The organism is Bacteroides faecichinchillae JCM 17102 (assembly GCF_000614145.1).
Lineage (GTDB): Bacteria > Bacteroidota > Bacteroidia > Bacteroidales > Bacteroidaceae > Bacteroides > Bacteroides faecichinchillae.
Genome location: NZ_BAKK01000008.1, coordinates 106217 through 118943, shown reverse-complemented (window position 1 = coordinate 118943; position 12727 = coordinate 106217). Strand labels below are relative to the sequence as shown.

At 40.2% G+C, this 12727-nt stretch carries 9 protein-coding genes; 4 read left to right on the top strand and 5 right to left on the bottom strand.

Translation table 11 applies throughout. The features are described 5' to 3' along the window. The first annotated feature begins 82 nt into the window (after positions 1 to 82). On the top strand, positions 83 to 934 hold the full coding sequence (locus JCM17102_RS06240; protein WP_025074442.1) for a sugar phosphate isomerase/epimerase family protein: 852 nt from the start codon (positions 83 to 85) through the stop codon (positions 932 to 934). Positions 935 to 1058: 124 nt separating this feature from the next. Here JCM17102_RS06240 and JCM17102_RS06235 read toward each other — a convergent pair whose 3' ends face one another. The 3 genes from JCM17102_RS06235 to JCM17102_RS06225 form a co-directional block, all read right to left on the bottom strand. Continuing rightward, positions 1059 to 1346, bottom strand: coding sequence for a YtxH domain-containing protein (locus JCM17102_RS06235; protein ID WP_025074441.1), 288 nt, complete (start codon positions 1344 to 1346; stop codon positions 1059 to 1061). Positions 1347 to 1393: 47 nt separating this feature from the next. Then, positions 1394 to 1630, bottom strand: a complete 237-nt coding sequence (locus tag JCM17102_RS22325; protein ID WP_033886581.1) for a GlsB/YeaQ/YmgE family stress response membrane protein — start codon at positions 1628 to 1630, stop codon at positions 1394 to 1396. Between the two features lie 99 nt (positions 1631 to 1729). Further along, positions 1730 to 2890: a glycerate kinase family protein gene (locus tag JCM17102_RS06225; protein WP_025074440.1), complete on the bottom strand. Its 1161-nt coding sequence runs from the start codon at positions 2888 to 2890 to the stop codon at positions 1730 to 1732. A 99-nt stretch (positions 2891 to 2989) separates the two neighbouring features. On the opposite strand from JCM17102_RS06225, the gene JCM17102_RS06220 reads away from it, so the two are divergent. Then, entirely contained in the window at positions 2990 to 4192 is a 1203-nt protein-coding gene (locus JCM17102_RS06220) for an MFS transporter (RefSeq protein WP_025074439.1), read from the top strand. A gap of 164 nt (positions 4193 to 4356) precedes the next feature. Here JCM17102_RS06220 and JCM17102_RS06215 read toward each other — a convergent pair whose 3' ends face one another. Beyond that, positions 4357 to 5838 (bottom strand): RagB/SusD family nutrient uptake outer membrane protein, encoded by a 1482-nt coding sequence (locus JCM17102_RS06215; RefSeq protein ID WP_025074438.1) that lies wholly within the window; start codon positions 5836 to 5838, stop codon positions 4357 to 4359. A 14-nt stretch (positions 5839 to 5852) separates the two neighbouring features. After that, positions 5853 to 8978 carry a SusC/RagA family TonB-linked outer membrane protein gene (locus JCM17102_RS06210; protein ID WP_025074437.1) on the bottom strand — a complete coding sequence of 1042 codons (3126 nt, stop codon included), beginning with the start codon at positions 8976 to 8978 and terminating at the stop codon, positions 5853 to 5855. A gap of 158 nt (positions 8979 to 9136) precedes the next feature. Between JCM17102_RS06210 and JCM17102_RS06205 the strand changes: the two genes are divergently transcribed. Both JCM17102_RS06205 and bioA read left to right on the top strand, forming a co-directional pair. Then, positions 9137 to 10243 (top strand): DUF4421 domain-containing protein, encoded by a 1107-nt coding sequence (locus JCM17102_RS06205; protein WP_025074436.1) that lies wholly within the window; start codon positions 9137 to 9139, stop codon positions 10241 to 10243. Positions 10244 to 10309: 66 nt separating this feature from the next. Beyond that, complete coding sequence (bioA, locus tag JCM17102_RS06200) at positions 10310 to 12721, top strand: adenosylmethionine--8-amino-7-oxononanoate transaminase (RefSeq protein WP_025074435.1); 2412 nt, start codon at positions 10310 to 10312, stop codon at positions 12719 to 12721. Positions 12722 to 12727: the final 6 nt, after the last annotated feature.

The window sequence follows — 12727 nt, the reverse complement described above, 5'->3', positions numbered from 1 at the left end:
ATAACTAAAAACAGATAAATAATTCATCAATCTGTTAAGGCGAAACGATGAAAATTTAAAATAATTCTATATCTTTGCCAATATGAAAAACATAAAAAAAATCATCATTATTATGGTTTGCTGCCTGCTAGTGTTACCGGCACAGGCTCAAACAAAGTCTGAAAAAAATGGCTGGCGTTTAGGAATCCAATCTTATACTTTCCATCTTTTTTCTTTGACGGAAGCGCTTGATAAAACAGAAGAATTAGGGGTGAAATATATTGAGGTTTATCCCGGTCATAAATTAGGTGGTAAATGGGGAGACAAAGTTTTCGACTTCAACCTAGACCTCCAGACTCAAAAAGAGTTACGGGAATTTGCTGCTTCTAAAGGAATAAAGATCGTCGGAACCGGAGTTTTCGTAACTGACAACTCTGCTGATTGGGAAAAGATGTTCAAGTTCGCACACAACATGAAGTTGGAATTCATCACCTGCGAACCTGCTTTGAAAGACTGGGATTTGGTGGAAAAACTTGCCAAACAATATAAAATTAAAGTTTCTGTCCATAATCATCCGAAACCGTCAGATTACTGGAATCCCGATAATTTACTAAATGCAATTTCCCACCGCAGTAAGCTATTAGGTTCTTGTGCGGATGTCGGTCATTGGCGAAGGGAAGGTTTGGATCAGATTGACTGCTTAATAAAACTAAAAGGCCGTATTGTTTCTTTGCATTTCAAGGATATAGCACCTAAAATTGAAGGCGAAAAAGAGCAATACGATGTTATCTGGGGAAGAGGCATTCTGGATGTGAAAAGTATGTTGAAAGAATTGAAACGGCAGAATTTCAAAGGTGTATTCTCTATCGAATATGAATATAACTGGAATAATTCGGTACCAGATATCAAAGAATGTATCAACTATTTTAACAAATCAATCCAGCAACTTAAATAGAAAGAGTTGTTCATTGAAAACACAGATTGAAGAGATCACACCTGGTTTATAAAAATCTTAATGTTATCTTATCAATCTGCGTTTTTATATAGCTACAGTACCTCAATACCCTCAACCCTATCCTTTATTTCTCTAGCTTTTCTTTTACTTTACCAGCCATTTTATCAGCTTCCTCAGCCACCTTATCAGCAGCTTTTGCTCCCGCTTCCACTGCTCTTACACCTAAATGTCTGGCTTTTTTTTCCGCATCAGCAGCAGCTGATTCCGCATCCTGACCGATACGATGGATAGCATCATAAATATCACTTTCAAGTTTCTTCGCTCTAGCAGTACGTGACAAACGATAAGCTATAGCACCAAGGAGAGACCCAATTCCAAGTCCAATCCAGAAATTTCCATGTTTACATCCCATAATTAAGTTTCAAGTTTTAATTGGTTAAAAATATAATGATTCAAATTTTACCTAAATAAAGAAGCAATCCATAACACTAGGACAGCTCCCACAGTAGCAGTTATCAAACTACCGATCAATCCGGAGGCAGCAAGACCGAAAAGGCCGAATACCCAACCGCCTAATATTCCTCCGAGAATACCAAGCAACAAGTTTATGATAAGACCGAAGCCTCCTCCACGCATGATTTTGCCCGCCAGAAATCCGGCTACTATACCTATAATAATATACCAAATAAAGCTCATACTATCCTCCTTTTTTATTTTTTATAACAGTAGGTGCAAAGGAAAGTTCAATCATTCAAAAATGAATTAACGACAATTTAGAATACTTAGTTTTAATGTTTACAATGATCCATTCTTTCGGTTTTGAAAATAATCTGCCAGAGAGATAAGTTGAGCAACGGTTCTACTAATATTTGCTTTTGCCGTTTCCGGTTTAATAGCCTCTTCCAAAGACATAGGAGTGGAAACAATGGAATAAATCCCCTGAAAACCTGCTTGATTCAAGATTTCAGTATCTTCCACACTGCCTGCCACCACAATTACAGGAATTGATTGTTTCCGCGCTTCTTCGAGAACACCCGAGGGTACTTTTCCCATCAAAGATTGTTGATCTACCCTTCCCTCTCCGGTGATAATTAAATCGGCTCCTTTAATTCTTTCACCAAAATTTAATGTTTGAAGTAATAATTCAATTCCGGGTTTCAATTCAGCATTCATAAATGCAAGAAAAGCTCCTCCCAAACCTCCGGCAGCTCCTGCACCCGGCACATGACCTATTTCTCTTCCGGTTGTCAATTTAATGACTTCTGACAAAGAGTGCATCCCCCTATCTAACTCTTCAATCATTGCATTATCCGCCCCCTTCTGACGTGCAAAGATATGTGCTGCTCCTTGTGGACCATAAAAAGGATTACGAACATCACAGGCTATAGTAAAATGTGCATTTCTTAAAGCTGGGTGGAAAGATGAACAATCAATAGAGGCGACTTGGTTCATGATCTTTCCACCGGTTCCTAAAGCTTTTCCACCATCATCCACCAGACGAATTCCCAAAGCTTGTAACATACCAAGCCCGGCATCGTTAGTAGCACTTCCACCAATGCCTATGATAAATTTCCTACATCCCTGATCCAAAGCATCTAAAATCAATTCTCCTGTTCCGAAAGTAGTAGTCAGCATAGGATTTCGTTCCAATTCCGTTAATAAAGGCAGTCCATTTACAGTAGCCATTTCAATCAAAGCTGTTTCTCCATCTCCAGAAATTCCATAACAAGTTTTCATCTGACGCATCAAAGGATCATTTGCTAAAACCTCGTGATAAGTACCATGAGTAGCTTCAACTAAGATTTCCAAGATACCTTCACCTCCATCAGCCATCGGAAAACAGATCACCCTACAATCCGGACAAACGTCCTTAATTCCTTCTTCAGCGGCTTGCTCTACTTCAACAGATGACAGACAACCCTTAAATGAATCCATTGCAACTACTACTTTCTTCATATCTTTTCAAATTAACTGTGACAAATATATCGAGAAACAGGAAGTTTGCCTACCTTTGCAGCCAATTTTTCAGGAACATCTCAAAAAGAAATAGGTATTATGGTACGAAATCAAGAACAACCTGTCGGAAAAATTACATTTTCCATTTTAATAGCGTTGAGTCTTTCACATTGTCTCAATGATTTGTTACAATCCGTCCTCTCAGCGTCATATCCATTATTCAAAGATGATTTGTCGCTTAGTTTTGCCCAAATCGGTCTGATTACATTGGTTTATCAGTTATCTGCATCCGTATTTCAGCCAATCACCGGGATGATTTTCGATAAACATCCCATAGCTTGGTCATTACCCATCGGAATGAGTTTCACAATGATTGGATTAGTCAGTCTGTCTTTTGCAACTAATATTCATTGGATATTACTTTCGGTGTTCTTAATTGGAATTGGTTCTTCAGTTCTGCATCCTGAAGCATCGCGTATTACCTTTTTGGCTTCAGGTGGAAAACGTGGACTTGCACAATCTTTGTTTCAGGTTGGCGGTAATTTCGGTGGCTCGTTAGGTCCTTTATTAGTAGCCTTACTTGTAGCACCTTACGGAAGACAACATATTGTAGTCTTTGCCTTTGTTGCACTGGCAGCTATCGGAGTGATGTATCCTATTTGCAAATGGTACAAATCTTACCTGACTCGTATGAAAACACAAACTATCAGCGTTAGAAATACTATGAAGCTTCCCCTGCCTATGGACAAAACAGCTATTTCCATTGGAATATTGCTGATACTGATCTTTTCGAAGTATATTTATATGGCAAGTTTGACGAGCTTTTATACTTTCTACCTGATTCACAAGTTTAATGTAACTGTACAAGAATCGCAGCTATATTTATTTATATTTTTAGTCGCCACAGCTATCGGAACATTAATAGGAGGTCCATTAGGTGACCGTATCGGTCGGAAATATGTGATCTGGTCTTCTATTTTGGGGGCAGCACCGTTCAGCTTATTAATACCTCATGCTAGTTTGGAATGGACCATTATTCTCAGTTTCTGTGTGGGATTAACCCTTTCTTCTGCTTTTCCCGCGATTCTGTTATACGCACAAGAGTTACTTCCCACCAAACTCGGACTAATTTCAGGGCTCTTCTTTGGGTTTGCTTTTGGAGTAGCCGGAGTTGCATCAGCAGTATTGGGAAACATGGCGGATCATTATGGCATAGAAACTGTTTATAATGTAGTTGCTTATATGCCATTATTAGGATTAGTCACATGGTTTCTACCTAATCTGAAAAAAACAAAAATATAACTTTTAATGACTACCGATGACAAACTGGCTAATTCAATTGACATCTTAAAAATTCCGGCACTATCAACTGTATTCCAACTATAAGAAAAAATAGCCGGTATACGTCATCCCGACGTACACCGGCTCACATGTTAAGGTCAAAGTCAAAAAATCAAGAGAGCTATTTAAAGATTAGGGTTAGCATTTATCTCTTTTTCCGGAATAGCATATAAATAGTAAGTACTATTGGGAGTAAACGGTTTGTCATTAGGGAATTTAAGGAACCAATGTCCCAACGGATTACGTTTGGCAAAAGTACCGTCTTCCTGTAAACAATCAACTTGGATCTTTTGTACTTCTTCCGATAGAGCAGTACGTTCTACCGCTTGCTGTGTACGAAGTACATCAGTAATACCAAATCCTTCTCCCCAAAGTTCACGACGACGTTCCATCAAAATTTCTTTGATCACATCGTCTTCGGATTTACCGGTCAGGTCATAATCACCTACTCCACGCGCTCGGCGCAATGTATTCAACGGTATGACAGCCTGCTGCAATTCTACTCCGTCACGAACTTTTGCTTCCGCTTCTATCAAATACATTTCGGCAGCACGCATCAGTACGATATCAGCTGTATCATCCGCGCGCATTTGAAATTTTTTATATCCCAAGTAACCTTCACGCATCCATTGAAACAGAGGTAGACGAATATCTCCCTCCGTAAAGGTATCTTTCAGATGAGGATCTGCCATAAAACTGCTATATCCACCAACATACATCGGATCTAAATACAAAAAGTTATAACTCGCATCCGATTGAGAAGGAATCTGCGGAAAACCCCATATCCATTCCTTATTGGATACGTTATTAAAACCTCCATATTCAGCTGTAGTTGTCATTAACGAATATCCTTCACGAGCTGCTTCTGCTGCTTTTGCAGCTTCCCTCCATTGTCCGGTCAATAAATAAGCACGAGCTAAAAGCCCATGGATGACTGCCGTATTGGGTTTAAACTTCTGATTATCGCCACCACGAGCATAATTCTTGAGGTAATCTTGTGCCAGATTCAAATCATCAAAGATACGCTGATACACTTGTGCCACAGACGACTTTCCTTTTGGCACTGAGGTATAGGTATTGGGTTCTGTATAAATTGGCACGCAAGGAGCATTTTTATCCTTCAGATAAGTGAACTGATAGTGTTGTACCAAATGCAAATAACAAAAAGCTCGTAAAACTAATGCCTGTCCTTGTGACTGTCGAAGTTTTTCCGAGTCGCCTTTTATAGAAATAGCTGTATTACAGTTATCAATCGTCTTATACATCAGATACCATGCAAATGCAGTTCTGTTATTGGAAGGAATTGCCACATCACCAAACTGATATGAAGAATTGAAACCGTACTTCGGACGGGAAACAACGTCGCTCGCCATCATATCGTCTTGACATTGAAGTGCACGATAACCGACATTGGCATACGTACTGGTATATTCAAACAGATTATACCATGCACCATTAAAGAGTGCTTCCGCATTTTCCGGGACAGGAACTTTATCAGAATCTACCGCGTCCGTAGGATCCGTATTTAAGAAATTACTGCTACAGCTTGTCACCAGGAAGAATCCGGCAACTACTGTTAGAATGGATTTTATTTTTATCTTCTTCATCATTTATACTGCATTTAAAAAGAAATATTAATGCCACCGGAAATCGTTCTCATAGCCGGATAACGGTAATAAGTGATACCTGTAATCCCCTGTTCCGGGTCTAATCCCTGATTCCGATGGATCGTAAATAGATTGTCCCCCTGCACATATACCTGTACTTCTCCTAAAGCAATTCTGTTAATCCATTGTTTGGGCAATGTATAAGAAAGTGTCAGGTTCTTCAGACGCATATAGGAGTTATTCTGCAAGAAACGAGTAGAAGTCGAATTCCAATTATTGGATGTAGTACTCAAAGCAGGTACATCCGTATATCGGTTTTCAGGAGTCCATCGTTTTAAAATCTCCGTAGACCAATCACGCCCTTCTAAACTACCATTGTGCAGAATCATTGTGATGTCACGGTTGTAAATATATCCACCAATGCTATATGCAAATACAGCCGAAAGGTCAATGCCTTTCCAGGAAAGTGAAGTATTAAACCCACCATATACTTTGGGAAGTGAGGATTTATTAATATAATAATCACTGGCTTTAGAATAATCGTTGGTAGTCGTACGTCCAATCACATTTTTATTGTCATCTTTCAGATCTTTATACCACAACGGGTCTCCGTTTTCAGGATTCACTCCCGCCCACTCTTTCATATAGAAATCATAAACCGAACGACCCACTTGCAATTTATTCACTCCGCTTTGTGGCATATCCTTCAATGGAAGTTCAGTTACCTTATTCTTATAATGAGTCAAGTTTATACCTAGTTTCCAAACCCAACCGTTTTGATTGATAATCGTTCCGTTCAGTACCAACTCAACACCGGTATTCTTCAATGCTCCCACATTCTCATCTATCGTAATATATCCCAAAGAAGGTGCTATCGGGCGTGCATATAACAAATCTTTCGAACGTCGTTGGAAAAAGTCGAACGAACCGGAGAAACGGTTGTTAAATAGTGAAAAGTCAAGACCTAAATTAAAATTCAGGTTAGTCTCCCATTTTAAATTGGGAGTTGCCATACGACTGGATACCAGCGCATTCTCACCTAGATTCGAAACAATTGTATAAAGCCCTTTACTTGCATAATACGTACCCAGATTATCATTTCCCTGAGCGCCATAACTCATTTTTATGGTTAATGCAGATAACCAGTCGGTAGTAGCAGCCATAAAATTCTCACGATCTATACGCCAGGATACACCCAATGACCAGAAGTTTCCCCAGCGTGTACCGGGTGCAAACCGGGAAGAACCGTCGCGGCGGTAAGAAGCCGAAAAGAAATATTTATTCTGATAATCATATAATAACTGTGACAGATAACCTACCAATGCGTAATCTACACGATATCCCGACCCTCCTGTCAGTTGTGAACCGACTACCAATTCCGGCATATCAGGTTGTGACATTTTAGAACGGGAAGCTGTCAGTTCATCGTAACGATAAGAATAAGCTTCCATTCCCGCCAAAATATTGAAATGATGATCACCAAACGTTTTATCGTAAGTAGCGATATTATTCCAAGTCCAAGAGAAAGTCCGAGAATTGAGACGACTTGCTCCACCACCATTTATTGCTGCGGGACCCAATTTTATATTCGTATAATCTAATGTATTATAGTTGATCAAATCGAAGTTGAAACTCGTCTTGAACTTCAGTCCTTCCAAAATAGCTGCTTCCAGAAACGTACGACCGGAGAATTCATCTTTCATCCTTTCGGACTTATCCGTCGGTAATGTAGCTGGTAAGTTCCAGTTTGCCATTGATCCTGAAGGACGGTACGAACCGAAATCATAAATACGCTTTCCATTTTCGTCCAACCGAAAACTTCCATCTGCATTCCTTTCATAAATAGGATAGAAACCGGGCATAGTACGTCCGGCAGTAATCACATTACTAGTCTTTGAATCCGAAGATACCGGATAGTTCTGCATTGAATGAGTAAAACTCAAGTTTACACTTCCTTTCAGCCAGGAAGTCATTTCACTTGTCACATTTGAACGCAGATTAAAACGTTTATAACCGGATTCAAGCGCAATACCTTTATCATTCAGATATCCTGCTGAGAAAAAGTACTGATTGGATTTACCGCCACCAGAAACACTCAGATTCAACTCCGTCCGAAGTGCCTGCTGTTCCATAGCATCACTCCAATTGGAATTCCACAACGGACGTGCACCATTCACCAGTTTACCATCTGTACCAACAGGCTGAGAATATTGCGGACCATAAGGATTCGAACCGTCTCCCATCAACCTAGTAACCAACTCTTTGGAAGCCTGCATAGCCGCAGTGGCAGGAGTATAATCGGAACTACGGGCATATTGATTTCTAAGTGCCTCCCAATATAACTCAAAATATTGATCTGTACTGACACGATCGTAATCACGAACGGCTCGATTAGAACCTCCCAAAGTAGCTTTTATCTTCACTGTCGGTTTAGACTCCTGCTGACCTTGTTTTGTTGTGATAATAATTACACCGTTAGCACCACGTGAACCGTACAAAGCAGCAGAGGCTGCATCTTTCAATACTGTCATAGAGGCTATATCATCGGGATTAATAGAATTGACACTACCATCAAACGGAACCCCATCCACCACATACAACGGAGCACTGGAAGCATTGATAGAACCGATACCACGAATACGAATCTCTGCATCCGTACCGGGCTGTCCACTGGCTGCACTAGCCTGTACACCCGACACCGTTCCTTCCAGTACACGTGAGATACTGGAAGTCTGCAGCTTTTCAATTTCTCCGGCTTTCATCGTCGAGGCCGCTCCGGTAAAACTATACTTTTTGGCCGTAGTATAAGCTACTACCATTACTTCATCCAATTCTTTGCTTTCCGTTTCCATAATAACATTAATCGTATTCCGACCATCCACTGCTTGTTCAACGGTTCTCAAGCCGACAAAACGAAATATTAATGTTCCATTCACCGGAACTTCAATGGAATAATTTCCATCTATATTAGTGATTGTGCCAGTAGAAGTACCTTTTACTTGCACAGAAACGCCGGGTAAAGGTTCGCCTTCAGAACTCACTGTACCCGTTACACGTTTATCTTGCTGTACTCCTGCATATACCATATTTCCCGCCGAGAGCAAAAGAAACGCCATGATCAGACGAAAATAGATTCTCATAATTTTGTGGTTTAGGATTTATTTGCTTGCTGTAACTAACAGTACAATGAAGTTTATTGTTTAGGAAACAAAACATTTTTTAGATGATTATTAGTATAAATCCCAGAAAGGTCGTACTTTCGTAAAACGAATTAGGCCCAACTGACAAAAGGAATCACATGATAAAACGATTTGTTCTTTATCTTTTTCTATTTATGTCGTTCTCCCTACAGGCTCAGACTGAGAGGAAGGATACACTTGTCTGCAACAGTGAACAAACAGATACCATCTCCACCAAATCCGGTACTTTTAAAAGAGCAATCAAGAAGTTCCTGAATTTCAGTGATTTTGATACAACCTATATTAGTCCTAATCGTTACAATTACGCACTCATGATCACTCATTTCAGCAATTTCGAATATTATTCCGTCACCAGCGCGCAACCTCACCCGCAGAAGTTGAGTTTTTCACCCAATCCTCATAATAAAATTGGTCTTTATTTCGGTTGGCAATGGATTTTTCTAGGATGGTCTTTCGATGTGGATGATATCTACCGAAAAACAAACCGGAAGAACAAAGGGACCGAGTTCGATTTGAGCCTTTATAGTTCTAAATTTGGTGTGGATATCTTCTATCGCCGTACGGGAAATAATTATAAGATTCATAAAATAAAAGGATTCCCGGAAGAAATACCATCAGATTATACGGCTAATTTTAATGGTATGGAGGTGAATATAAAAGGATTGAATCTATACTATATATTTAATAATCGTAGATTCTCCTATCCCGCAGCTTTTAGCCAATCGACCAATCAACGACTTAATGCAGGTTCGTTCATTGCCGGTTTTTCGATTTCCAAGCACAATCTGGATTTTGAATATACACAATTACCGAATATTATTCAAGAAAACATGAATGACGGAATGAAAGTAGAGAAAATAAAATATACGAATGCTAATATCAGCTTCGGTTATGCCTACAACTGGGTCTTTGCACGAAACTGTCTAGCCTGTCTTTCTCTTACTCCTGCTATTGCTTATAAAGCATCCGACATAGATGCAGAAGTCCGCGAAGGAAGAAAATGGTATGGCAAGTTCAATCTGGATTTCCTTATTCGTGCAGGGATTGTATACAACAATGGAAAATACTTCGTGGGTACTTCATTTGTCGGAAAGAACTATAATTATCATCGAGGCAGTTTCTCTCTCGACAATGGTTTCGGTACACTCCAGATATATGCTGGCTTCAATTTCAATGTACGTAAGCAGTATCGGAAAAGTAAATAAAGATTTGCTTATCCATAGATTCTTCGTACATTTGTCCCGTTCTATTCAAATAAGGACACGAACCTGATGAAGAAACAATATCACATACAGACTACACGCACCCTTCCCCGTTTCCAATATTGGGGCAGAAAAAACTATGCCGCTTTTGCTAGTTTGGGACGTGAATTTCAGATTGGTCATCTACATACCAATGTGATAGATATTGCGCTTCAGAAGCAGGATGTCAAAGTAACTATCTCATCCCAAACATTTATGACACTTAAAGAAATTAAAGACCAGGTACTGGCAGGGATCGAAGTATCGCCCGAACAAGCTACCTGGCTAGCCAACATGGCGGACGGAGATGCGCTCTACGCTGCCGCACACGAAATTACTGTCGCATGTGCTTCACACGAATTCGACATGTGTTCCATCATTAATGCCAAGTCCGGCAAGTGTCCGGAGAACTGTAAGTGGTGTGCACAATCTTCCCACTATCAGACTAAAGCGGATATTTACGACCTCCTCCCCTCAGAAGAATGCCTCCGACAGGCAAAATACAACGAAAATCAAGACGTCAATCGTTTCTCCCTCGTCACCAGCGGACGAAAACCTTCTCCCAAACAGATTACCCAACTTTGTGATACGGTAAGTCACATTCGAAAACATTCATCGATTCAACTTTGTGCTTCATTGGGATTACTCAATGAAGGAGAATTAAAAGCACTTCATGATGCAGGAATTACCCGTTATCACTGTAATCTGGAAACGGCTCCCTCCTACTTTCCAAAACTTTGTTCCACTCATACGCAAGAGCAAAAATTGGCTACGCTTGATGCAGCACGCCGAGTAGGTATGGATATTTGTTGTGGAGGTATTATTGGTATGGGAGAAACTATGGAACAACGCATTGAATTTGCATTTACCCTTGCAAAACTGAATGTCCAGTCTATTCCTATCAATCTGTTAAGTCCTATACCAGGCACTCCTCTTGAAAAGGAAGAACCGTTAAGTGTAGAAGAGATACTGAGGACCATTGCATTATTCCGATTTATTAATCCCACAGCATTTCTACGTTTTGCCGGAGGACGTTCGCAACTCAGTACGGAAGCGATGCAAAAAGCATTGTATATCGGAATCAATTCGGCAATAGTCGGCGATCTTCTTACCACTCTAGGCTCTAAAATATCCGATGATAAACAGATGATTCTGAAAGAAGGATATCATTTCGCCGATTCACAATTCGACCGCGAGCATTTGTGGCATCCTTATACTTCTACGACAGACCCGCTTCCGGTATATAAGGTGAAAAGAGCGGATGGTGTAACCATCACATTAGAAAGCGGACAGGAATTGATTGAAGGAATGTCTTCCTGGTGGTGTGCGGTACATGGATATAATCATCCTATACTCAATCAGGCAGCGAAAGAACAGTTAGATAAAATGTCTCACGTAATGTTTGGAGGATTGACACACGATCCTGCAATAGAATTAGGCAAGTTAATCCTTCCTTTAGTTCCCCCTTCTATGCAGAAGATTTTCTATGCAGATTCAGGATCAGTAGCGGTTGAAGTCGCTATGAAAATGGCTATTCAGTATTGGTATGCTATAGGAAAATCCAGCAAAAACAATTTCGTAACAATTCGGTCCGGTTATCATGGAGACACATGGAATGCCATGTCTGTTTGTGATCCGGTCACAGGAATGCACAATCTTTTCGAGACTTCTCTTCCGATTCGTTATTTTGCTCCTTCCCCTGTTTCTAAATTTGGGAAAGAATGGCAACCGACAGATATTGAACCGCTACAAAAAGTGATTGAAGAGCATTCCAATGATTTGGCTGCACTGATTCTGGAGCCGATTGTTCAGGGTGCTGGTGGTATGCGGTTCTATCATCCACAATATCTAAAAGAGGCCTCCCAGCTTTGTCAAAAACATAATATCTTGCTTATTTTCGATGAGATCGCTACTGGATTCGGACGTACCGGAAAACTCTTTGCCTGGGAACATGCTCAAGTAGAACCGGATATTATGTGTATCGGTAAGGCACTCACTGGAGGTTATATGACCCTATCTGCTGTATTAGCTAGTAACCGGATAGCTGATACAATTTCCAATCATGCACCAGGAGCCTTTATGCATGGACCTACTTTTATGGGCAATCCGCTTGCTTGTGCTGTGGCTTGTGCTTCCATACGATTATTGTTAGATTCGGGATGGCAGAGGAATGTAAAACGAATCGAAACACAATTGAATGAAGAACTAGCACCCGCTCGTAAACTTCCGCAAGTAGCTGATGTACGGGTATTGGGAGCTATCGGAGTCATCGAAACCAAACAACCTGTAAATATGGCGTATATGCAACGTAGATTTGTAGAAGAAGGAATCTGGGTACGGCCATTTGGAAAACTCGTTTATCTAATGCCTCCATTTATTATCACTGACTCTCAATTAAGTAAACTGACTTCCGGATTGCTCAAGATAATAAAAGAGATGTAGAAGGTA

Coding starts and splice junctions, on each gene's coding strand:
- JCM17102_RS06240 (WP_025074442.1), top strand. CDS start 83: ATGAAAAACATAAAAAAAATCATCATTATTATGGTTTGCTGCCTGCTA.
- JCM17102_RS06235 (WP_025074441.1), bottom strand. CDS start 1,346: ATGGGATGTAAACATGGAAATTTCTGGATTGGACTTGGAATTGGGTCT.
- JCM17102_RS22325 (WP_033886581.1), bottom strand. CDS start 1,630: ATGAGCTTTATTTGGTATATTATTATAGGTATAGTAGCCGGATTTCTG.
- JCM17102_RS06225 (WP_025074440.1), bottom strand. CDS start 2,890: ATGAAGAAAGTAGTAGTTGCAATGGATTCATTTAAGGGTTGTCTGTCA.
- JCM17102_RS06220 (WP_025074439.1), top strand. CDS start 2,990: ATGGTACGAAATCAAGAACAACCTGTCGGAAAAATTACATTTTCCATT.
- JCM17102_RS06215 (WP_025074438.1), bottom strand. CDS start 5,838: ATGAAGAAGATAAAAATAAAATCCATTCTAACAGTAGTTGCCGGATTC.
- JCM17102_RS06210 (WP_025074437.1), bottom strand. CDS start 8,978: ATGAGAATCTATTTTCGTCTGATCATGGCGTTTCTTTTGCTCTCGGCG.
- JCM17102_RS06205 (WP_025074436.1), top strand. CDS start 9,137: ATGATAAAACGATTTGTTCTTTATCTTTTTCTATTTATGTCGTTCTCC.
- bioA (WP_025074435.1), top strand. CDS start 10,310: ATGAAGAAACAATATCACATACAGACTACACGCACCCTTCCCCGTTTC.